The 21,100-nt window shown below is 58.3% G+C and carries 23 protein-coding genes; 4 read left to right on the forward strand and 19 right to left on the reverse strand.

Annotation, left to right across the window (positions count from 1 at the left end):
- Window positions 1-18 precede the first annotated feature (18 nt).
- On the reverse strand, window positions 19-957 hold the full coding sequence (locus JNM42_RS04350) for an AEC family transporter (protein ID WP_294266727.1): 939 nt from the start codon (window positions 955-957) through the stop codon (window positions 19-21).
- 6 nt (window positions 958-963) lie between these two features.
- The gene (locus JNM42_RS04355) at window positions 964-1,806 is read right to left on the reverse strand and encodes a crotonase/enoyl-CoA hydratase family protein (RefSeq protein WP_366504404.1); all 843 of its coding nucleotides are present in this window, start codon (window positions 1,804-1,806) and stop codon (window positions 964-966) included.
- A gap of 137 nt (window positions 1,807-1,943) precedes the next feature.
- On the opposite strand from JNM42_RS04355, the gene JNM42_RS04360 reads away from it, so the two are divergent.
- The 3 genes from JNM42_RS04360 (at window position 1,944) to JNM42_RS04370 (ending at window position 5,639) form a co-directional block, all read left to right on the forward strand.
- Window positions 1,944-2,606, forward strand: coding sequence for a pseudouridine synthase (locus JNM42_RS04360; protein WP_294266730.1), 663 nt, complete (start codon window positions 1,944-1,946; stop codon window positions 2,604-2,606).
- 33 nt (window positions 2,607-2,639) lie between these two features.
- Window positions 2,640-3,800 carry an NnrS family protein gene (locus JNM42_RS04365; RefSeq protein WP_294266732.1) on the forward strand — a complete coding sequence of 387 codons (1,161 nt, stop codon included), beginning with the start codon at window positions 2,640-2,642 and terminating at the stop codon, window positions 3,798-3,800.
- A 276-nt stretch (window positions 3,801-4,076) separates the two neighbouring features.
- A complete protein-coding gene (locus JNM42_RS04370; protein WP_294266735.1) occupies window positions 4,077-5,639 on the forward strand; it encodes a SulP family inorganic anion transporter in 1,563 nt (520 codons plus the stop codon).
- A gap of 75 nt (window positions 5,640-5,714) precedes the next feature.
- Here the strand turns inward: JNM42_RS04370 and JNM42_RS04375 are convergent, their stop codons facing one another.
- The 13 genes from JNM42_RS04375 to JNM42_RS04435 all read right to left on the reverse strand — a co-directional run bounded on the left by JNM42_RS04375 (window position 5,715) and on the right by JNM42_RS04435 (window position 17,620).
- Window positions 5,715-7,037, reverse strand: coding sequence for a hemolysin family protein (locus JNM42_RS04375; RefSeq protein ID WP_294266738.1), 1,323 nt, complete (start codon window positions 7,035-7,037; stop codon window positions 5,715-5,717).
- A 35-nt stretch (window positions 7,038-7,072) separates the two neighbouring features.
- Window positions 7,073-7,834 carry a TerC family protein gene (locus tag JNM42_RS04380; RefSeq protein WP_366504402.1) on the reverse strand — a complete coding sequence of 254 codons (762 nt, stop codon included), beginning with the start codon at window positions 7,832-7,834 and terminating at the stop codon, window positions 7,073-7,075.
- A gap of 102 nt (window positions 7,835-7,936) precedes the next feature.
- Window positions 7,937-8,920, reverse strand: coding sequence for a DNA-binding protein YbiB (gene ybiB / locus JNM42_RS04385; RefSeq protein ID WP_294266741.1), 984 nt, complete (start codon window positions 8,918-8,920; stop codon window positions 7,937-7,939).
- A 271-nt stretch (window positions 8,921-9,191) separates the two neighbouring features.
- Entirely contained in the window at window positions 9,192-9,611 is a 420-nt protein-coding gene (locus JNM42_RS04390; RefSeq protein ID WP_294266749.1) for a ClpXP protease specificity-enhancing factor, read from the reverse strand.
- An 80-nt stretch (window positions 9,612-9,691) separates the two neighbouring features.
- Window positions 9,692-10,288, reverse strand: coding sequence for a glutathione S-transferase N-terminal domain-containing protein (locus JNM42_RS04395; RefSeq protein ID WP_294266751.1), 597 nt, complete (start codon window positions 10,286-10,288; stop codon window positions 9,692-9,694).
- Window positions 10,289-10,387: 99 nt separating this feature from the next.
- On the reverse strand, window positions 10,388-11,104 hold the full coding sequence (locus JNM42_RS04400) for a cytochrome c1 (RefSeq protein WP_294266894.1): 717 nt from the start codon (window positions 11,102-11,104) through the stop codon (window positions 10,388-10,390).
- Between the two features lie 11 nt (window positions 11,105-11,115).
- Window positions 11,116-12,420 (reverse strand): cytochrome bc complex cytochrome b subunit, encoded by a 1,305-nt coding sequence (locus JNM42_RS04405; RefSeq protein WP_294266754.1) that lies wholly within the window; start codon window positions 12,418-12,420, stop codon window positions 11,116-11,118.
- Window positions 12,421-12,423: 3 nt separating this feature from the next.
- Entirely contained in the window at window positions 12,424-13,020 is a 597-nt protein-coding gene (petA, locus tag JNM42_RS04410; RefSeq protein ID WP_294266759.1) for a ubiquinol-cytochrome c reductase iron-sulfur subunit, read from the reverse strand.
- A gap of 98 nt (window positions 13,021-13,118) precedes the next feature.
- Window positions 13,119-13,721, reverse strand: coding sequence for a recombination mediator RecR (gene recR, locus JNM42_RS04415; protein WP_294266762.1), 603 nt, complete (start codon window positions 13,719-13,721; stop codon window positions 13,119-13,121).
- Window positions 13,721-14,044: a YbaB/EbfC family nucleoid-associated protein gene (locus JNM42_RS04420; protein WP_294266765.1), complete on the reverse strand. Its 324-nt coding sequence runs from the start codon at window positions 14,042-14,044 to the stop codon at window positions 13,721-13,723. Before JNM42_RS04420 ends, recR begins: the two co-directional genes overlap by 1 nt.
- 19 nt (window positions 14,045-14,063) lie before the next feature.
- A complete protein-coding gene (gene dnaX, locus JNM42_RS04425) occupies window positions 14,064-15,752 on the reverse strand; it encodes a DNA polymerase III subunit gamma/tau (protein ID WP_294266769.1) in 1,689 nt (562 codons plus the stop codon).
- A 279-nt stretch (window positions 15,753-16,031) separates the two neighbouring features.
- The gene (locus JNM42_RS04430) at window positions 16,032-17,156 is read right to left on the reverse strand and encodes an AI-2E family transporter (RefSeq protein WP_294266771.1); all 1,125 of its coding nucleotides are present in this window, start codon (window positions 17,154-17,156) and stop codon (window positions 16,032-16,034) included.
- Window positions 17,153-17,620, reverse strand: coding sequence for a cyclic nucleotide-binding domain-containing protein (locus tag JNM42_RS04435; RefSeq protein WP_294266776.1), 468 nt, complete (start codon window positions 17,618-17,620; stop codon window positions 17,153-17,155). The genes JNM42_RS04430 and JNM42_RS04435 overlap by 4 nt, the downstream gene beginning before the upstream one ends.
- A gap of 272 nt (window positions 17,621-17,892) precedes the next feature.
- On the opposite strand from JNM42_RS04435, the gene chrA reads away from it, so the two are divergent.
- The gene (chrA, locus tag JNM42_RS04440; protein WP_294266779.1) at window positions 17,893-19,224 is read left to right on the forward strand and encodes a chromate efflux transporter; all 1,332 of its coding nucleotides are present in this window, start codon (window positions 17,893-17,895) and stop codon (window positions 19,222-19,224) included.
- 72 nt (window positions 19,225-19,296) lie between these two features.
- Here chrA and JNM42_RS04445 read toward each other — a convergent pair whose 3' ends face one another.
- From JNM42_RS04445 to JNM42_RS04455, 4 genes are all read right to left on the reverse strand, one after another.
- Entirely contained in the window at window positions 19,297-19,677 is a 381-nt protein-coding gene (locus JNM42_RS04445) for a type II toxin-antitoxin system VapC family toxin (protein WP_294266781.1), read from the reverse strand.
- Window positions 19,674-19,919 (reverse strand): type II toxin-antitoxin system prevent-host-death family antitoxin, encoded by a 246-nt coding sequence (locus JNM42_RS04450; RefSeq protein WP_294266783.1) that lies wholly within the window; start codon window positions 19,917-19,919, stop codon window positions 19,674-19,676. The genes JNM42_RS04445 and JNM42_RS04450 overlap by 4 nt, the downstream gene beginning before the upstream one ends.
- Before the next feature lie 408 nt (window positions 19,920-20,327).
- A complete protein-coding gene (locus JNM42_RS19415) occupies window positions 20,328-20,393 on the reverse strand; it encodes a hypothetical protein (protein ID WP_366504405.1) in 66 nt (21 codons plus the stop codon).
- Window positions 20,393-21,001, reverse strand: a complete 609-nt coding sequence (locus JNM42_RS04455) for a hypothetical protein (RefSeq protein WP_294266786.1) — start codon at window positions 20,999-21,001, stop codon at window positions 20,393-20,395. The genes JNM42_RS19415 and JNM42_RS04455 overlap by 1 nt, the downstream gene beginning before the upstream one ends.
- Window positions 21,002-21,100 lie beyond the last annotated feature (99 nt).

Consider the following 21,100-nt stretch of genomic DNA (forward strand, 5'->3'; position numbering starts at 1 on the left):
TGCGATGTAACCTACTGGTTACAGGCCGGTCAGCGTCAAAGCCAAAGGCGTTGACAGCGCCGCCAGCCCGGTTGACAACACCAGACTGCTGGCCACCGGTCCCTCAAGCACCTTGAATTGCCGCGACATGATATAGACGTTCACACCCACGGCAATCGACGACAGCAATACCACCACCCGCGTTTCCATCAGAGGTAGTCCGATCAAACGGGCCAGTGACCACACCACAAACGGCTGAATGAGCAACTTGACCGCACAGATTGAGACGCTGATCTTCCAGCCCTCGCGCACACCGTGCTCAGCCAGGCCCATGCCGAGAGCGATCAGTGCCAAGGGTGCTGCGGCCTGCCCGACCATGGCCAGCGGCACGTCGATGGCCGCCGGCAAGGGCCAGCCGGTCAAACCGAGCAGCGCGCCGGAAAGAATGCCGGCAACAATTGGGTTGGTCAGTACGCCGCGCAACGTCTTGCCAAAGCCGCGCACTGAAAAGCTGCCGTGCAGTGCCCACTCGACTGAAACGGTGACCAGCGTCCACAGGATCAGCGCGTTGAACACCAGCACCAGCGCTACCGAAGGAACCGCCGCATCGCCAAGTGCCACCTTGGCCAGTGGCAAGCCGAGCAGGACATTGTTGGAAAACACGCCGCCGAGCGCGAATACCGACTGCGACACGCCATCGAGCGCAAACAGTTTCCAGGCGATCAGCCGGCCAATGACAAAAACGATCAGACAGCCGCCGAAGAAGGCGATCAGCAGGCGCGCATCGACGGGCGGCAGCTTTGAGAAGTCGCTCATCAGACGAAACAGCATCGCCGGCAAGGCCACCGAGAAGACGAATTGCGAGAGACTCTCTGACATTGCCGGCCGCCATCCTGACAATCGCATCAGGGCATAGCCAACAAAAACCAGAGCAAAGAGCGGCGCGGCAAGCGTCACGTGGTGCAAGAAGGTATCCACCACGAATCAGTCGTCGAATTCAGGCTTGCGCTTCTCGCGCAGGGCACGCATCGACTCGGCCAGATCGACCGACATCAGCATCGCCGCATTCCACGTCGCCACGTAGGTGAGTCCATCGGCAACTGAATGATCGCGACCGAAATTGAGCATTTCCTTGGTGCCACGGATGGCCAGCGGCGATTTCCCTGCGATGCAGTGAGCGATCTCACGAACGCCCACGTGCAGCGCATCATGGTTATCGAACACACGATTGACGAGTCCGCAGCGCTGCGCCTCACCGGCATCGACCTGGCGCGCGGTGTAAGCCAGTTCCCGCGCCAGACCTTGCCCGATCAGACACGGCAGACGCTGTAGCGTGCCGACATCGGCGACCATTCCCAACTCGATTTCCCGCACCGAAAACTGTGCATCGGCGGCAGCGTAACGCATGTCGCAGCAGCTCACCAGATCGACGCCGGCACCGATGCAGGCCCCCTGAATCGCTACCAATACGGGCTTGCGGCAACGCTCGACACAGGTAAGACAATCCTGCAGGTCGAGAATCACGTGGCGCAGCGCTTCATGACTACGCGCCGGGTCGCGATGCGCAACCAGCGCTTCGACGCCCGCCAGCATCGACAGATCGATTCCCGAACAGAAGTTCTTGCCGGCACCGCTGAGCACAACGACACGCACCCCGGGCGTCGAATCAGCCCACAGAAAAGCCGTGCGCAACTCCTGCCACATGGCCTCACTCAGGGCATTGGAGCGATCAGGGCGATGCAGCTTTACTTCGGCAATGTGCTGGCTCAATTCGATACTGATCGTCGCCAGTTGCGGAATGATGGTAGTAATAGCACTCTCCTGAATAAAACGTCTTCGGCAACTCTCGCCGAACTAGCCGCGAAGTGTAAATGATTTGATTAAACCTGTGCTGCCCGTGGAATCGCGCGACAATACGCGCAGTACCAACGGTCGCGCATGATCTAACCAATCTCACTTCACCCATGACAGCAACTCCGCAACCCGCATTGCCCGATCAGGGGTTCGACCTGATCTACGCCGATCACTCACTGCTGGTGGTGAACAAGCCGGGCGCTCTGCTTTCCGTACCCGGACGCGGCAGCGACAAGCAGGATTGTCTGATCAGGCGTGTTCAGGCCGCATACCTGGATGCACTGATCGTGCATCGTCTGGATTTTGACACCTCGGGCTTGCTCGTTATCGCACGCGGCAAGGCCATGCATCGACGCCTGAGCATCCAGTTTCAGGATCGGCGGGTAGAAAAGCGCTACATCGCCGTGGTCGAGGGAGAACTTGCGCAGAACTCGGGCGAGGTGTGTTTGCCGCTCATCGTTGATTGGCCAAACCGCCCGCGCCACAAGGTCGACTTCGTGACAGGCAAGGCCTCGCTCACCCGCTACCGCGTGTTGAGTTATGACGCCACAAGACACAGCTCCCGCCTCGAACTCACGCCGGAAACCGGACGCACGCATCAGCTTCGGGTGCATATGCAGGCGATCGGCCACTCGATCCTCGGCGACTCGCTCTACGCGGATCCAATGACCAGGGCAAAGGCCGATCGTCTGCTGCTGCACGCCGAATACCTGGCCTTCGCGCACCCGGAAAGCGGAGCGCCATTGAGCTTTAACTGTGCCGCTACCTTCTAACCGGTCTTCAGACCAACAGTCTCAAAGCACACCATGAAAATATCGACTCACCCACTCTGGCTCGTCGGCTTCCGCCCATTTTTTTCACTGGCCTGCCTGTCCGGTCTGAGTCTGCCCATGCTGTGGGTATTGATCTTTACCGGAACGCTGACGGCACCGCATAGCTCGTTCTCGCCAACGCAGTGGCACGCCCATGAGATGTTCTTCGGCTTTGGCTGGGCGGTGCTCGGCGGCTTTCTGCTGACTTCGACCAAGAACTGGGTCAATCAGCGTGGCTACCATGGCCATGCGCTGATTTTTCTCGTCGGCGCGTGGCTGATCGAACGCGCCGGGATGTGGTTTGAAGTTGCCCTGCCGCCGATTCTGTTCCGCATTTCGAACAATCTCTTCCTCGTTTCGATTGTCGTCATGATCGCGTGGACGCTGCTCAGATACCGCCAGGATGACAGCTACCGCGACAACTATTTTTTCCTCATCATCCTGCCACTCTTTCTCATTGCCAAGAGCCTGATGCTCAGCACCGGGCACTTCCAGACCGGCTGGATGATGGCCATCGGGCTGTTCCGCGTGGCTTTTCTGGTGATGTTCGAACGTACGCTGACGCAATTCATGAAGGGCGTTTTCCAGGTTGCCCTCCTGCGCAACCCGACGCTCGACGGGAGCATCAAACTGCTCGCCCTGACCCTGGTTTTTGCCGGGCTGATGCCAAACGGGCTGGCGGCTGGAATCAGCCTGCTCCTTGCCCTGCTGCTGATCGGCCGTTTCATTTTCTGGAAGCCGCAACTGGCCATGCGCCGGCTTGACCTCGGCATCATGTATCTCGGTTATCTGGCCCTCGTCGCCCAGCTACTGATCAACTGCATGGCCTCGTTCACCGACCTGGGCTGGGTCGGCACGGTATCCGTCCACGTGTTTACTTTCGGTGTCATGGGTCTGGTCATTCCGGCCATGCTGATCCGCATTGCGAAGGGGCACACCGGAAGAAAAGTCATTTTCGACAGCTTAGACAAAGCGGTGTTGCTGATCATGATCCTGGGATTAATTGTGCGCATCCTTGCCCCGCAACTCTACCCTGCGGCCTATCTGCACTGGATACATCTTGCCGCAGCCTGCTGGTTTGCCGGGTTTTCGATACTCGCCTGGCGCTACATTCCCTACCTGCTGCAGGAACGCGTTGACGGCAAGGTGCATTGATCCGCAGCGAAGGATCACCTCAACCATTGCCCTACAGCGCCGGCGGCTGGCTGAACCATGAACAGGTGTTCTCGCTTGACACCGACGGGCTGTCAGGTGGCTTCTCCTGCCCTGGACAATGATCGCGCTACTGCGATTTATGAAGCCCGCCGGGCTAAAGATGAGGCTTGTAGTTTCTTCGTTTCGCCGATTCCGCTAAACTATACCGGCCAAGGGTATTGATGAAAAAATAAACGGTCACCAAAGTCCGTAAAACCAAATCAGGGAAAACTCGCAATGGCACAAAAAACATCAACATTCGACTATTACCGCCGCAATTTCGGCAAGGACGCGATGGCATCGGTTGTCGTGTTTCTGGTGGCCTTGCCGCTCTGCATGGGGATTTCGATCGCCTCCGGGGTACCGCCCACCGCCGGACTGATTACCGGCATTGTCGGCGGTATCGTGGTCGGTTTTCTGGCCGGATCGCCCTTGCAGGTCAGTGGCCCGGCAGCCGGCCTGACCGTGCTGGTGTGGCAGATCGTGCAGCACCATGGCCTGCCGATGCTGGGCGTGATCGTGCTGCTGGCCGGTCTGATGCAAGTGGTGGCCGGCCTCTTGAAGTTGGGGCAGTGGTTCCGCGCGGTGTCACCCGCCGTTATTCATGGCATGCTGGCCGGCATCGGCGTGCTGATTTTTTCCTCGCAGTTTCATGTGATGCTCGATGGCAAGCCGATCGGCGCCGGTATCGACAACCTGTTCGGCATTCCCGGCGCCCTGTCCCACACGCTTGCTGAAGGGGGTACGCCATTGCAGGCCTTGGCCATCGGCGTGCTGACGATTGCCGTGATTGCCCTGTGGACGAGTTTCGCTCCGAAGAAATTGAAGATTTTGCCGGCGCCGCTGGTAGCCATACTGATCGCGGTCGGTACGGCCGCATTGCTGCACCTCAAAATCAAGTACATCCCGGATTTGCTCAAGAATCCGGAGGACATCAACGACATCTGGTCAGTGATCCAGTATCCGACCCTGGAGAATCTTGCCAACATTTTTGACAGCGGCGTGCTGATCGCCGCAGCTTCTGTGGCTTTCATCGCCAGTGCTGAAACCTTGCTGTGCGCCAGCGCCGTGGACCAGATGCACCAGGGGCCTCGCACAAAATATGACAAGGAGCTCGTTGCGCAGGGTATGGGCAACTCCCTTTGCGGCTTGCTCGGCGTGCTGCCGCTGACAGGGGTTATCGTGCGTTCAAGCGCCAACGTCGATGCCGGCGGCCAGACGCGTAACTCGGCGATCCTGCATGGCGTGTGGCTGCTCGTATTCTCGGCGGTGCTGCCGTTCACGCTGGCCTATATTCCGGTGGCCAGCCTGGCCGGTTTGCTGGTGTTCACCGGGTACAAGCTGGCGTATCCCAAGATCGTCCCGAAACTTCTTCTTTACGGCAAGACCGAAGCGGTAATCTACTTCTCAACGATCATCGTCATCGTTTCGACCGATCTGCTCAAGGGTGTGCTGTTCGGCCTGTTGCTGTCTGTGCTCAAGCTGCTCTATGTGTTCTCCCATCTGGAAATCCGCTGGGATGAAGACTTTATCAACAATCGCCTAAACCTTTTTCTGAAAGGCTCGGCGACGCTGATTCGCCTGCCTTTGCTGGCCGCCGAACTGGAGCAGGTGCGTCCCGGAGCGGACGTGCACATCCATTTCGAGGATCTGGACTATATCGACCATGCCTGCCTTGACCTGCTCACCAATTGGGAGAAGCAGCATGAGGGCACCGGCGGCAGCCTGGTCATCGAATGGGAAGAATTGTCCTGGAAATACCATCAGCGCAGGACGGGAGCATTAAAGGCTGGCGCCTGATTGCCCAAAGCAATCAAGGCGGCTGGATAACGCGGGAAATGCCTGAATTGTAAGCTTGCCTCAAGACCGTCCGCTTTACGATTCAGTCTCGCCTGCGCCCTCCACCAGGGGTGGCGGAAGTTTTGCCAACAACACCTTATCGACGCGGTTTTTGTCCATGTCGACCACTTCAAAGCGACAACCAGCCACCTCGAACTGATCAGTTTCCGCCGGGATCCGGCCGAGTACGTACATCACCAGGCCACCCAATGTGTTGAAAGCGTTTTCATCTTCACCGGGCAGTTCCTCATCAATATCCATGACCGATTTCAGGCGCTCGATCGCTACACTGCCATCGACCAACCACGAACCATCGGCTCTCTGAATGATATCCTGTTCTTCCGGCGTATCGGATGAAGGGAGTTCGCCGACGATAGAGGTCAGTACATCGGTCAGCGTAACCAGCCCCTGCAACTCACCATATTCATCGACAATCAGCGCACATTGCTGACGTGCCTTGCGAAAGCTTTCCAGCAGATGCGTCGTGGTTACGCCTTCCGGCACATAGAGTGCCGGGCGCAGAAAGCGCTCGACATCAAGTTTTTCTCCAGCCAGCGCCAGCTTGAGGAGGTCGGCGGAACGCAGGATACCGACAATATGCTCCAGACCGTCTCGACAAACGACGATGCGCGTATAGGGGTTATCGGAAAGCCGTTTGCGGATTTCTGCTTCCGGTTCGTCAAGATCGAGCACGTAGATATCGTTGCGGTGCGTCATGATCGCACCGATGCGCTGTTCGTCGAGACGCAGCACATTGGAGACGATGGCCTGCTCACTTTCATGAAACACCCCGGCCTCGGCGCCCTGCACCATCAGAACATTGATCTCGTCGTTGGTGACCGGCGAATCTTCCTGACGGCGCGCACCGATCAAACGCAACAACAAACTGGAAGAAGACGACAACAACCAGACCAGAGGCCGAGTCAGGCGTGCCAGCATATTCATCGGCGCGGCTATCAGCGCAGCGATCGCTTCCGGCGCCAGCAAGCCGAGACGCTTCGGCACCAGTTCACCGACCACCACCGAGAAGTAGGTCAAGCCAACAACGACCAGGGTAAGTGCCAGCGCTCTGGCATACTGCTCAATCAAGGTAAATTGTGCGAACCAGCCGGTTAGCGGATCGGCCAGTGCGCTCTCGCCAATGGCGCCACTCAGAATGCCTACCGTCGTAATGCCTACCTGGATGGTGGACAGAAAACCTGAGGGTTCATTGCTGAGTGCGAGTGCCGACTGGGCCCCGGGGCTCCCGTCATCCGCCAGTTTTTGCAACCTTGACTTGCGTGAGGAGACAACGGCAATCTCCGACATCGCAAGAATGCCATTGAGCAAAATGAGAAAAATAAGGAGTATGACGTCCATTAATACATTCTTTAAAAACAGGACTGATCACATGATCAATCGGGCACCTTGCGGCTGAATGGCTCATGTAAATGCACCGGCTGTGAACGTTTCTTGCGAAACCGGAGATTCAGCATCTCAACCCCGAGCGAGAACGCCATAGCGAAGTAGATATAGCCCTTCGGTACATGATGTCCAAGGCCATCGGCGACCAGCGCCATGCCCACCAGGAGCAGAAACGACAGTGCCAGCATCTTGATGGTCGGGTGATCCGAAACAAAATTCCCGATACTTTTGGCAAAGACCATCATCAACCCGACCGAGGCAATTACAGCTGCTATCATCACCGGAACATTATTGACCATGCCAACCGCGGTAATGATGGAGTCCAGCGAGAAAACGAGGTCGATGACGATGATCTGTAAAATGATGGCGGTGAAAGTCGCCTTGATCGCATTCACTTCCTTTCCTTCTTCGCCCTCAAGCAACTGGTGAATTTCCTGGGTACTTTTCCAGAGCAGGAAAACACCGCCGCCGATCAGGATGAGATCGCGCGGCGAAAAGGACTTGCCAAACACACTGAACAAGGGATCGGTTGCGCCGACGATCCACGTCAGGACAAGTAAAAGACCGATACGCATGAACATGGCAAAAAACAGACCGATCAGCCTGGCCTTCTCCCGGCTTTGCGGCGGCAGCCGGTCGACCAGAATGGAGATGAAGATGATGTTATCAATACCCAGCACCAACTCGAGAGCAGTCAGTGTGAAGAAGGCAATCCACATCTGGGGATCGGCCAGCAGGGACAGAATTTCCATTTAACAAGCCAATGAATGAAGCACGACAGCAGAGCCGCCTGAACGGCCGATTATACCAGCACCCCAATTTCGCTTCCCGAAGCACAATCCAGCAAGACTGGCCTAGCCAACGGCCAGGCCCGAACCATCAACAGCAACAATGGCCTTGGCCTGATTGAAGTCGTCGGCATAGCCGCTGGCATAAAGACAACAGGCCAGCTGGTTGGCAATCGGCGGCGGCACGGCAAGCTCACCCGAGAGAACACGCCGCATCCAGCCCGCAGTGGTTTTGGCGTCACAGGTTTCGGGCAAGTTCGGCAGTCTTTTCAGACTGTCGTGTTCGGCCTCGAAGAGGATGTCGTTGGCACCATCATGCAGATATTCGATACGCGGTCGTCGCTTGGGGTTGGCAAAAGGCTCGCCCTCAGTTCCGCGCAACAACACGGCGTGGGTACCCAGCGCGCTGAAAACTTCACGCATTGTATCGAGGTAATCGGGGTGCGTAGCTGCGCTGAGCAGCAGGCCCTCACCCTTGAACGGATCGAGCATCTTGACCAGACTGTGCGCACTGTTGCGCAACCCGAGGCGACTGCGCAAGGCAAGCTGATTGTTGAGACCGGGCGAAATGATCGAGAGCGGCACATAAACAAGACCGCTTTCATCCAGCAACTGCTGTGCCTGCAGTTGGCTGGTGCTGGGCATCAGGCCGAATTCACGAAAAATCTGCGCTGTGGTCACCCGGCCAAAACCTTCGATCTGGCCATGCAGCACAACCGGGACGCCAAAACGCCGCAACAACAGGGCCAGCAAAGGGGTGAGATTGGCCGCTTTGCGAGCGCCATTGTAGGTCGGGATGACAATGGGGCGAAATCGTCCCTGCGGGCGACGCAGGGGGTAAAGACGTTCGTTGGCCGCGCCGAGAAAACCGATCATCTCGTTGATGGTTTCGCCTTTGACGCGCAAGGCAATGGCGATGGCGCCGAGTTCGAGGTCAGGCACACCGCCGTCAAGCATGGCACCATAGAGCTGTTGTGCTTCTTCAAGAGACATGTCGCGCGCGCTTTCGCTGCCGCGGGCAATCTCCCGGATGAAATAAGCGTAATTCATCCCTCAACCGCACAGCCTGAGTAATCCGGGTCAGCGCGAACCTCAGAACGATTGCTACTCTCAGCCTCGATTAACTGGACGTAATCCAGGCCGTGGCAACAAGGGGTCGATTTTATCTGCTTGGTCATCACTTGCACTCCTGCGCCCAGATACGCAACAGATGTGCCATGTAAAAAAAACAATGAGTTACAGAATATCTATCAAGAAGCAAGCGGAGCAATGCTTCATGTTGGTGCAGTGCTGAAGAGCAGTGCCTCAAGACTGTGCAGGTTTACTTGATACGCTGCAATTTGGGGCGCCCGGTGGGTGCTACCGGGGGCGGCTCGGGATCCAGACCGGATCCGGGTACGGTTTCCTGAGCCTTGCTGGCAAGACCAGCTTTTTCCGGCTCGAACGCCATGCCGGCACCGTTTTCCTTGGCAAAGATGGCCGCCACATTGCCGATGGGTACCGAAATATCGCGTGCCACACCGCCAAAGCGCGCCTGGAAAGTGATTCCCTCGTTGGCGATGTTCAGATGCCCCGTCGCCTCGTAACCAATGTTCAGGACGATCTGCCCTTCCCTCACAAACTCGCGTGGCACGCGCGTACGCTCATCGGCAATGACGGTGATGTAGGGCGTAAAACCATTGTCACAGCACCATTCATGAATGGCGCGAATCAGATAGGGCTTGGTCGATGGCAGTTCCACGTGCATTCCCGAAACAAATCGATTGAACAGGGAAATGATAGGTCAGGCTCTTGAACCAGATGTCGAGGCCGTACTGCGGCTTAGCGACGCATGGCTTTTTCGGACGGCGTCAATGCATCGATGAATCCCTGACGGCTGAAAATCCGTTCGGCGAACTTCATCAAGGGGGCAGCTGACTTCGGCAATTCGATAGCGTAGTGGTCAAGGCGCCAGAGCAGCGGCGCAATCGCCACATCAAGCATCGAAAAGTCCTCGCCCAGCATATGCTTCTGCTTGACGAATACCGGAGCCATCTCGGTCAGGCGGTCGCGAATGATCTGACGCGCCTTGTCGGCTGTCTTGAGATTCTTCTCCAGGGCATCGATGTAAGAAAAAACTTCGCGCTCCATGGTGATCAGGAGCTGCCGCGCCCGCGCGCGCATGATCGGGTCTGCCGGCATCAGTTGTGGATGGGGAAATCGCTCATCGATATACTCGTTGATGATGTTCGGCTCGTACAGAATGAGATCGCGTTCAACGAGCACCGGTACCCGGCCATAGGGGTTGATCATGGCAATGTCTTCCGGCTTGGCAAAAAGATCGACATCGATGACCTGGAAATCCATGCCTTTTTCGTACAGGACAATGCGGCAACGTTGGCTGAACGGGCAGGTTGTGCCCGAATAGAGATTCATCATGATCGACACCCCAAAAAAACGAACCGGCATCGTGGCGGCGCCGGGCGCTATTGCACGCTGACGCCGGCGATGCCGTGCTTGCCTGTTGGCAGGCAGTTACTAATTCTTCTTGACGTCTTTCCAGTATTCTTTCTTCAGCGCATAAGCCACGCCAAAGAGAAGCAACAGAAAGACGAGAACACCATAGCCGACCTGCCGGCGGAAACCGGCACCCGGCTCACCGGCCCAGACCAGAAAACCCACCAGATCGGTAATCTGTTTGTCGTACTCGGCCGGCGACAACTTTCCCGGGACCGCAAGTTCCAGTTTATGGGTTTCGTGATTCAGCACCTGTTGACCCTGCAGTTCCCAAAGGATGTGCGGCATGCCGACATTGGCAAACAAGGTGTTGTTCCAACCCGTCGGACGTTGTTCATCACGATAGAAGGAACGCAGATAGGTGTACAGCCAGTCGGCACCGCTACCGTCACCAGACGCCCGCGCCCGGGCCACCAGCGACAGATCCGGGGGTGCTGCACCGAACCACTGCTTCTGCTCGGCTGGACGCGCGGCTATACGCATCGGCTGACCGATCTTGTCGGCGGTAAACATCAGGTTTTCCCGAACCTGCTGATCGGTCAAACCGAGTTCAAGCAAACGGTTATAACGCACAAAACTCAGGCCGTGGCAGTTCAGACAATAGTTCACGAATGTTCTGGCACCACTCTGCAAAGCAGCCTGGTCGCCCTGTACATTGGGTGCCCGGTCGAGATGTTGCGCGCCCGCACCAAATACCGTAAGCGGTACAAACAGGAGCGCCAGCAGGAATGTCTTCATGTGGTTCGCTTTCATTTGAAGGTCACCCTTTCCGGTACAGGTTTGCACTTGTCAATCTTCGAGTACCAGGGCATCAGCAGGAAGAAGCCAAAATAGATGAGGCTGCAAATCTGCGAGACGATCTGACCCAGGGGGAACGGTGGCAGCGTACCCAGGTAACCGAGTATCAGGAAAGAAATGACAAACGCCGTCAGGAAAGTCTTGTAGATCGGGCCACGGTAACGGATTGACTTGACCGGAGCCCGGTCAAGCCAGGGCAGGAAGGCAATAATCACTACCGAAGCACCCATCGCCACGACTCCCCAGAACTTCGCATCCAGCCCGAACAGCGGCCACACCATGGAGCGCAGGATCGAGTAAGACGGCGTGAAATACCACACCGGCGCGATGTGCAGCGGGGTCTTCAGCGGATCGGCCGGGAAGAAATTATTGTACTCAAGGAAGTAGCCGCCGCCTTCGGGAGCGAAGAAGACGATGACCGAGAAGACAATCAGGAAAACGACGACGCCGACAATGTCCTTCACCGAGTAGTAGGGGTGGAACGGAATGCCGTCGAGCGGAATACCTTTGGCATCGAGATTCTGCTTGATCTCGATCCCGTCCGGATTGTTCGAACCGACTTCATGCAGCGCCAGGATATGCGCTGCAACCAGGCCAAGTATGACGAGCGGCAGAGCGATGACATGGAAGGAGAAGAAACGGTTCAGCGTCGCATCACCGATCACGAAATCGCCTCGAATCCAGATCGAGAGCGGCTCGCCGATCAGCGGGATGGCCGAGAACAGATTCACGATGACCTGGGCGCCCCAGAACGACATCTGTCCCCAGGGCAACAGGTAGCCCATGAACGATGTAGCCATAAGGCACAGGAAGATCATCGCGCCGAAAACCCAGATCAGTTCACGCGGCTTGCGGTAGGAACCGTATAACAAACCACGGAACATGTGCAGATAGACGACGACAAAGAAGGCTGAAGCCCCGGTTGAATGCATGTAGCGAATCAACCACCCCCACTGCACGTCGCGCATGATGTATTCGACACTGGCAAACGCCACCGGAATTCCGTCGGCGTTGAGCGACGCATCGGGTTTGTAGAACATCACCAGGAAAATCCCGGTAACGATCTGGATTACCAGTACCAGCATCGCCAGACCGCCGAAGAAGTACCAGAAGTTGAAGTTCTTCGGTGCGTAATACTCCGAAAGATGGCCACGCCACATCGAGGTCGCCGGGAAGCGCGCGTCAACCCATTCGAGCAGGTTACCCTGCAGGGAACCGTCGGACTTGTACTTTTCGTAGTTGGTGTTTGAAGCCATGGCTTACGCCCCCTTCTTGTCTTCGCCGATCAGGATACGCGTATCGGTGAGATACGTATGCGGCGGCACTATAAGGTTGCTCGGAGCCGGCATGCTCTTGAAAACACGACCGGCAAAGTCAAACGTTGAACCGTGACAGGGGCACAAAAAGCCGCCGAGCCAGTCAGCCGCCATGCCGTCAGCAGGGCCATGCTGAAACTTGGAACTTGGCGAGCAGCCGAGGTGCGTGCAGATACCAACAGCGACCAGAACATTCGGCTTGATCGAGCGCGTCTCGTTTTTGCAATTAGCGGGCTGATGATCGACTTCAGACTTGGGATCGGCCAATACGCCATCAAGTTTGGGCAAGGTGTCGAGCATCTCCTGATTCCGGTTGAACACCCATACCGGCTTGCCGCGCCACTCGACAGTGATCATCTGACCGGGACCGACGCTGCCGATATCGACCTCGACCGGCGCGCCTGCCGCTTTGGCTCGTTCGGACGGCAGCATGCTGGAGAGAAAGGGCACCATTGCGACGACCGCCCCTGCTCCGCCGACAGCCGCAGTAGCGATAATCAACCGCCGTCTGCCGCAATCCATTTTGCTTTCTGTACTCATCGTGCTGACCCTCAGAACGAAATAACCAATGATGAAAACCAAAGTTGCAAATTATACGCTAATTTTTTTCCGGATTGAAGGGGCAAAATGCCAAATACCTATTCGGCCAGCGATCTTCGCTCGCGAACCGCCTGGGCCAGCGTTCCGGCATCGACATATTCCAGTTCACCGCCGACCGGAACGCCGCGCGCAATGCGCGAAACGCGAATGCGTCGGCTTTTCAGCATTTCGGTCAGGTAATGCGCCGTGACTTCACCTTCATTGGTGAAATTGGTCGCCAGAATGACCTCCTGCACCACGCCATCACAGGCACGCGCCAGCAACTGATCGAGCTGCAATTCGCGCGGACCGATGCCATCGAGCGGCGAAACCCGCCCCATCAGGACGTAATACAGCCCGGAATAGGCATGCGTCTGCTCCATCATGTTCATGTCGACCGGCGTTTCGACAACGCACAGCAAACTGGTGTCGCGCTTGCCTGACTGGCAACGCTCGCAGATCTCGGCTTCGGTAAATGTGTTGCAGCGCTGACAGTGGCGCAGCGCAGCGAGCGCAAGCTGCAAGGCGTCGGCCAGGTGCCGGGCACCGGGGCGGTCATGCTGCATGAGGTAGTAAGCCATACGCTGAGCCGACTTCGGGCCGATCCCCGGTAGACAGCGCAGCGCCTCGATCAGGGATTCGAGGCTCGACGGCGTGGACATCAAAAAGGCAACTTCATCCCGGGCGGCAGATTCAGTCCGGCGGTGAAGCCGGACATGCGTTCCTGGGAGACCTGCTCAACCCGGCGCATGGCGTCGTTCAAGGCGGCCGCTACCAGATCCTCGAGCATCTCCCGGTCATCCATCACCGACGCATCAATCGAGACGCGACGCACTTCGTGGCTACAGGTCATCTTCACCTTGACCATCCCGGCACCGGCCTCGCCCTCGACTTCAAGCTTGGCGAGGTCTTCTTGCGCCTTCTTCATGTTTTCCTGCATTTGCTGGGCCTGTTTCATCAGACCGGCGATTCCGCCTTTCATCATCTTGCTTACCTCGAAAAAATTAAACGGGTTTTATGGAAGATTCAATCAGTGTCGCGTCAAACAGATCGATGACTTCGCGCACGAAGTCGTCCTGCTCGACGGCCGCCACTGCACGATCCTGCCGCTCGTTGCGCTGACGCTGGGCAAGCGCGGCGGGTGTATCGCCGGCCACCTCCTCGAGTTCGATCAACAACTGCAGGGGACGAGCGAAATACGCCGTGAGCGCCTGCTGCAACTTGTCCTGTGCGGGTTTCATCTGCAAATGACGATGTATCGGCGACAGGCCAAGGACAATCTGCGCCCCGTCGATGCGGCGCAACTCGCAGTGCTGCCCGAGTTCCCGTGCCATTCCGCCCAGTTTGAGTGCGGCCAGAATAGCGTGCCAGTTGCCGTCCTCCGTAGTCGTTTCAAGCGATGAACTTGTAACAAGTTCGCCGGCCACCGCCGCCAGGGGCATTTCCGCTGGCCCGGGTGAGTGCGGCGCGGAATCAAACGCCGGCGCACTGCTCGCCGGCGTACTCGCCGGTGTAGTATTCTTTTGCCCCGGCTCCATCGCGGTCAAGCGCGCCGGGCGCTCCACCGCCGCGCACAAAACCGGGCCTGGCCTGGCCGCAGCGCCGGCCAGCGCCGGACGGAAAGCATGAAGACGCAACAGCGTCATGACAAAACCGGCCTGATCGTCGGGGGCCAGGGGCAGTTCCTTGCGGCCATGTACGGCGATCTGATAGGCCAGTTGAACGAACTCGGGATCGAGCCGCGCCGCCATCTCCAGAATACGCGCCCGTTCGGGCAGATCGTCAGCAAGCGCCAGAGGCGCCAGTTGAGCCACTTGCAGCCGGGTGAGCAGGCTGGCCAGTTCCTGCAGGGCCAGATCGAACGACAGGCTGCGCATGACCATGGTATCGGCCACTTGCAGCATGCCGGCCGCATTGCCGGCGAGCAGCGCATCAAGAATTGAAAACAGGTAATCCAGATCGACCGTACCGAGCATTTCGCGCACCTGCGCTTCCTCGACCTTGCCGGCGCCGTGGGCAATCGCCTGGTCGAGCAGCGAGAGGGCATCACGCATGCTGCCGCTGGCCGAACGCGCGAGCAGGTGCAGTGCAGCAGGTTCGGCGCTGATCGCTTCGACGCCGAGAATATGCTTCAGATGTGCGGCGATCAGTTGCGGCGTCATCTGTTTGAGGTTGAACTGCAGGCAACGCGACAGCACGGTAACCGGGATTTTCTGCGGGTCGGTCGTGGCCAGGATGAACTTCACGTGTTCCGGCGGCTCTTCCAGCGTTTTGAGCATGGCGTTGAATGCAGAATTCGAGAGCATGTGCACTTCGTCAATCACGTAAACCTTGAAACGGCCACGCGTCGGCGCATAGACCGCGTTTTCGAGAAGCTGGCGCATCTCATCGACCTTGGTATTGGTCGCCGCATCGACTTCGAGCAGATCGACAAAGCGGCCCGAATCGATTTCGCTGCACGCCGAACAGACGCCGCACGGGGTCGCCGTGATACCCGTCTCGCAGTTGAACGATTTGGCCAGGATTCTGGCCAGCGTGGTTTTCCCGACACCGCGCGTGCCAGTGAACAGATACGCATGATGCAGGCGCTTTTCGCTCAGGGCATGGGTCAAGGCCCGAACAACGTGTTCCTGCCCGACCAGGCTGTCAAAGGATTTGGGGCGCCACTTGCGCGCCAGCACTTGATAAGACATAGACGGATTTTACTCTGGATTGCGGATCAGGACAGCGAAGCCGGTTGCGGGTCGTTTTAAAAGGCATGGAACAATCTTGACCAGCCAGCCACCATGAACACAAACTTTCACCAATAAAACAGTGAGTAGAAAAAGCTTAGTTAGCCCGGCGGCTTTGCGCGTCCTCTGCTCGTCTGACAACAAGCGACACTATCTTTTGCCGATGCCAGCTCAGGCCCCGAGGGAAATCCTCCTGAGGGACGCCTCTGCACTGCGGGTTTTCGTATTGTTCATCCGCTCTCATAAGCGAAGGTCGCGTGTCGCCTGGCGGTGCATCAGGGCCTTGGCAAAAACATGCCGCGCCCGCAAACGCGGGTCGGTCACGACTTCGCCGACCGTTTCACCGAGCACCATCACGATGCCCAGCAGCGGCAACACCAGCATCAGGCCGGCCACGCCGGCCACCGCCCCGCCGACGAAAATCATCACCACCGTGAGCAGCGGATGCAACTTCAGACTGCGCCCGATCGTCATCGGCATGAAAAAGAAATCATCGAGCAGGCGCACCCAGATGAACAGGCCGATGGCCGCGTAAGCCATCGCCGGATCGCCGGGGAAATCGGTGGCCGCCACCAGAACAACCAGCAGACAACCCAGAATCGAGCCGATATACGGCACCCAGGCCAGGATCGCGGTGAGCAGGCCGAGCCCGAAGGGCGCCGACACACCGATCATCAAGAGTCCGAAACCCAGACACAGCGCATCAAGCAGGGTCAGCTTGATCAAGCCCTGAAAATAGAGCCGGGCCGTGTGGTCGACCTGATCGAGCAGATACAGCGTACGTTCGAAAAAAGCATTCGGCACGGCACGGCTGAGAAACATCTTGAAGCGCCAGCCGTCGCGCAGGAAGAAATACGCCAGAAACGGCGCCAGCAGCAGCGAGGGCAGCCAGGCCGCGGCCGTCAGTGCCGCTGCCGTCAGATAGGTGCCGGCGAACTTCTCGCCCAACTCGCTGATCTGCTGCGTCAACTGATCGCTCAGATGCGCCTTGGCAGCAAAGGTGTAGTTGCGCTCGGCCCAGGCCAGCGTTTCGGCGATGAAACGCAACCCCCCCTCGATGTAAAGTGCGGCAGAATCCTGCCACGAAACAAGGTGCGAACTGATCCACGGAAAGGCCAGCATGATGACGAGACTGGCTACGACAAAGGCGCCGCCGCTGACCACGGCCGCCGAGGCATCGCGCGACATGCCGCCCAGCACCAGTCGCCGCTGCAGGGGGAAAAGCAGGTAATAGCCAATCAGGGCCAGCAGGAAGGGCACCACCAGCCAGAGAATCTTCTGGAACAGAAAAAGCAGCAGGCAGGTCGTCACGACGATAGCCAGCCAGACCAGCGGCCCCGATCGATAACGCTCCCTTTTCGTCACGAGTGTTGTCCGCCGTGTACCGCGCCGCGCAAGCGCACACCAAGGTGACGAGCCAGTTGCAGGGCGATTTTCGAGGCGATCAGTGCATGCGAATGCATCAGGTTAAGGAAGTCGCCACGGAAAAAAACCGCCAGCGTGCAATTTTCGCCGGCACGCGCCTGCGCCGAGCGCGGTGCATCGTCAAGCAGGGCCAGTTCACCGAAAAAATTGCCGCGCTCAAGCGTGGCAATCGGGTTATCCGTCTGACCCTGACGGCAGATCAGTACCTGGCCCGAGCGGATGAAATAAATGGCCTGCCCTTCCTCGCCCTCGTCGAAGATCACCTCGTTCTTCAGGTAACTGCGCTCGTGCATGAAACCGTCGACGATTTTCATCTCGCGCCGATTCAGGTCGACGAACAGCGATAATTTCTCCAGCTCCTGGAGGCCTTGTTCAGGCTTGTGCTTGCCAAAAATACTCAGCATCGTGGATGGCCTGTACTCATGAAAAATCCTGATTAGCCATGAAGCTCTGACGGCCGGTGCATGCTCCGGCTCTTTTCCGTCCGTGGCCCGAGGCCAGGCTTCGCGCTCATTCCGGCGAAAGCCAGAATCCAGAGATATCCAGCCGTGCTTTCTGGATTCCGGCTTTCGCCGGAATGACGAGTTAACTTAGCTTAGTAGCAAGTCAGGTTAAAGGTTAAAGTGCCGATAAATCCGCTCCCGCATGATTCTAAAGCAAAGTGCATGACAAGACCATGAGCACGAACAACGCCACGCCGCCGGCCGCACCGTCCTTCGCTCAGGCGCTCGCTTACTGGCTATGGCTCGGCTGCATCAGCTTCGGCGGCCCGGCCGGGCAGATCTCGATCATGCACCAGGATCTGGTCGAGAGAAAGCGCTGGATATCCGAACGCCGCTTTCTGCACGCGCTCAACTACTGCATGCTCCTGCCCGGCCCGGAAGCGCAGCAACTGGCCACCTATCTCGGCTGGCTTCTGCACGGCAAATGGGGCGGGCTTGCCGCCGGCAGCCTGTTCGTCCTGCCCTCGCTGCTGCTGCTGATCGCACTGTCGTGGCTGTACATGGCCTTCGGCAACACCCCGGCGATTGCCGGGCTGCTATACGGCATCAAGCCGGCGGTCACCGCCATCGTCGCTTTCGCCGCCTGGCGCATCGGTCGACGGACGCTGCACAGCCCCGGGCTGGCCGCAATCGCTGCGGCGGCATTTTGCGCCCTCTTCTTCTTCGCCCTGCCCTTTCCGGCGATCATTCTCGCCGCCGCGGCCTGCGGCTGGCTGGGTACTCGCCTGGCGCCGCAACACTTTGCCGCCATTTCGGCGCATGCTGCAACTACTCGGCTAAGTTACGGCGCGGCGCTGATCGACGACGGCACGCCAACGCCACCCCATGCCCGCTACAGCAGCGGCAGTTTCCTGCGCACATTGATCATTGGTCTGGTTCTCTGGGGCGCTGCACTGGCGGCATTGAGCCTCGTCTTCGGCTGGGACGGCGTGCTGACGCGCATGGGCTGGTTCTTCACCAAGGCCGCGCTGCTCACCTTCGGCGGCGCCTACGCTGTCCTGCCGTATGTCTTTCAGGGCGCCGTTGAGCAGTTTGCGTGGCTGGACGCTAGGCAAATGATCGACGGCCTGGCACTCGGCGAAAGCACGCCGGGGCCGCTGATCATGGTCACTGCCTTCGTCGGCTTCGTCGGCGCCTGGCAGCACCCGCCGTTCGGCGGCGAACACCTGCTTGCCGCCGGAGTGGCTGGCGCGCTGGTGGTCACCTTCTTCACCTTCCTGCCGTCCTTCGTCTTCATTTTTCTCGGCGCGCCGCTGATCGAGAGGACGCACGGCAATCTTCACCTGGCCGCTCCGCTGAACGGAATCACCGCCGCCGTCGTCGGCGTCATCGCCAGTCTGGCGCTGTTTTTTGCCTGGCATGTGTACTGGCCGCAAGGCTGGCACGGCTCGTTTGAATGGCCAGCGCTGCTGATCGGCGTCGGTGCGCTGTTTGCGCTGTTCCGCTGGCCGACCCGGGTGATCCTGATCATCGCCGGGTCGGCCCTTGCCGGGCTGGCGGTGTGAACACGAGGCCGGTACGTAGCCCATGTTTGATGTTGAGCCCGGAGCGGGCAAGGCTCCGAGCCCAATGATTGATCAGGCCTTCACTACCCCATCCAGGCCCAGCTTCAGTAGTCCGGCATCGCGCGTCAGCAGCGTCACTCTCTCATCCTGCGCCTGTGCGATGAGCAGTCGATCGAAGGGATCGGCGTGTGCGCAAGTCAAGTGGCGCACGGCTTCGATGTGGCGGGGCAGGATGGGCAACAGGACAAAGCCCTGTGCTTCGAATTGATCGCCGAGCGCTCCGGGCGGCAAAGGCAGTTTGCCGCTGGCATTTTTGAGCACCATCTCCCACACGCTGGCCGTGCTCACGATAATTTCCGACCTGGCGACCAGGGCTTGCGTGGCTTTGCCCAGACGTACGTCCGCCGTCATCCACCAATAGATCAGTTGGGTATCGAGCAGGTATCGCTTCACGGAAATTCGCAGCCGGAGAGCGCATCGGCGATGGCGGCGTTGGTCGCGGGCGTATCCCAGTCCGCTTCGGCTTTGGGCAAACCCGACCAGGCACCGGGCTTGCGCGAAAAACCCTGCGCGCCGACCTTGACCAGCCGGACGACGGGAACGCCCTTGTTGGCGATCACCACATCCTCGCCGGCCAGCGCCGCCTGCACCAGTTTCGAGAGTTGATTCCTGGCTTCGAGCATATTGCATTGCATGGTTGACCTCCTGAGGAATTTCACGTGTCGCCTACAGCTTAACTCTAATTAGCCAGGTTAGCCAACAAGATTGCTTGAACGCAGACAATGATCACCGAATACCAAGTCTCGAAAAGCCTTGCACCATTGTGAATTTAACTCACCTGAAGGGTGAATCGTCAATTACGGCGAACGCTCTGACGCTCTGTCCCGCCGTGAAATGCTTCGCGGCAGGTGCTGCGCGATTTCTTCGTGCTCTCAGTGTTAATACGGTGTTTCAGGATCGATCGCTCGACGCCTTGGCGCGGACTCAAGCCGGCTGGCGATTCGGTCATCAGTCCTGATCGGCAGATGCTCCAAACGCGCCATCGCGGGAAAAATAAAAACGCAAGCGGCTGCCGCCCCCTGCACCCCGGAAAGGGTCGAAGCTCATGAAGCCGCGAAGGGCCGACGACGCCGCTTCGCGACCACCCCAAGTAGTCCCAATCCCGCCATTAGCAAGGCATACGCCTCGGGTTCTGGTACGGCGGCGACATCGCCGGAGCGAACCGCCCAGGCATAAAACTCAAGGCTTTGGTAGAAGCTGATCTGGAAGCCATGGCGGATACTGAAGTACCATGCGCCGTTGGCCGGATCCGGCGCGTAGCCGTACCGGACCAGTAAATGTAGGGCTGCAGATTGGTAAACTGCGCGAGGTTGGCAGTATTTGAACCTGTCAAAATGCTGTTGAAAGCAATTGCCCCCATGTTGTTGTAAAACATGTGGCCCATTTCACTGTTGGTACAGTCGAAACTATCACACGGTCCGCTGCCGTCCTGGTTCAGCGCCGTCGGCAAGCGCCAGTCATCGTAGCCGGCGTAGCTGAGGCCGGCAGCCCAGGCGTTGGCAGCATTCCAGTTCATCAGACCGTCGGCATCACCTTGGGTACCACCGGTCGCTGCGTACTGTGTCGCGGCATAGTTGGCATCACGCAGCCAGGTAATGTTCAGTACGACGTCGTAAATTAGGCCACCACCCCGGTCATTGAGCGCCGCCTGTGCCACCCCACTGCTCAGCACCCCCGCCGTCGCAAGCGCCAGCGCCGCCTTGTTCAGTCGTTTCATGTTGGCCCTCAAGTGAAAGAGAAATCAGATTACCCCCCTCCCCGAATAGTCAATATCTCTTTCGGACTAATTTTCATGCTAACGACTTTCCCTCTACTT

This window comes from Propionivibrio sp., assembly GCF_016790145.1.
Taxonomy (GTDB): domain Bacteria; phylum Pseudomonadota; class Gammaproteobacteria; order Burkholderiales; family Rhodocyclaceae; genus Propionivibrio.

Bases quoted from the DNA above. Each gene is read 5' to 3' on its own strand.
- JNM42_RS04455 (WP_294266786.1), bottom strand. From the start codon at position 21,001: ATGAAACGACTGAACAAGGCGGCGCTGGCGCTTGCGACGGCGGGGGTG.
- recR (WP_294266762.1), bottom strand. From the start codon at position 13,721: ATGTCCACGCCGTCGAGCCTCGAATCCCTGATCGAGGCGCTGCGCTGT.
- JNM42_RS04365 (WP_294266732.1), top strand. From the start codon at position 2,640: ATGAAAATATCGACTCACCCACTCTGGCTCGTCGGCTTCCGCCCATTT.
- JNM42_RS04380 (WP_366504402.1), bottom strand. From the start codon at position 7,834: ATGGAAATTCTGTCCCTGCTGGCCGATCCCCAGATGTGGATTGCCTTC.
- JNM42_RS04395 (WP_294266751.1), bottom strand. From the start codon at position 10,288: ATGATGAATCTCTATTCGGGCACAACCTGCCCGTTCAGCCAACGTTGC.
- JNM42_RS04360 (WP_294266730.1), top strand. From the start codon at position 1,944: ATGACAGCAACTCCGCAACCCGCATTGCCCGATCAGGGGTTCGACCTG.
- JNM42_RS04435 (WP_294266776.1), bottom strand. From the start codon at position 17,620: ATGCTGAGTATTTTTGGCAAGCACAAGCCTGAACAAGGCCTCCAGGAG.
- dnaX (WP_294266769.1), bottom strand. From the start codon at position 15,752: ATGTCTTATCAAGTGCTGGCGCGCAAGTGGCGCCCCAAATCCTTTGAC.
- JNM42_RS04405 (WP_294266754.1), bottom strand. From the start codon at position 12,420: ATGGCTTCAAACACCAACTACGAAAAGTACAAGTCCGACGGTTCCCTG.
- JNM42_RS04400 (WP_294266894.1), bottom strand. From the start codon at position 11,104: ATGAAGACATTCCTGCTGGCGCTCCTGTTTGTACCGCTTACGGTATTT.
- JNM42_RS04375 (WP_294266738.1), bottom strand. From the start codon at position 7,037: ATGGACGTCATACTCCTTATTTTTCTCATTTTGCTCAATGGCATTCTT.
- chrA (WP_294266779.1), top strand. From the start codon at position 17,893: ATGAGCACGAACAACGCCACGCCGCCGGCCGCACCGTCCTTCGCTCAG.
- JNM42_RS04450 (WP_294266783.1), bottom strand. From the start codon at position 19,919: ATGCAATGCAATATGCTCGAAGCCAGGAATCAACTCTCGAAACTGGTG.
- JNM42_RS04420 (WP_294266765.1), bottom strand. From the start codon at position 14,044: ATGATGAAAGGCGGAATCGCCGGTCTGATGAAACAGGCCCAGCAAATG.
- petA (WP_294266759.1), bottom strand. From the start codon at position 13,020: ATGAGTACAGAAAGCAAAATGGATTGCGGCAGACGGCGGTTGATTATC.
- JNM42_RS04370 (WP_294266735.1), top strand. From the start codon at position 4,077: ATGGCACAAAAAACATCAACATTCGACTATTACCGCCGCAATTTCGGC.
- ybiB (WP_294266741.1), bottom strand. From the start codon at position 8,920: ATGAATTACGCTTATTTCATCCGGGAGATTGCCCGCGGCAGCGAAAGC.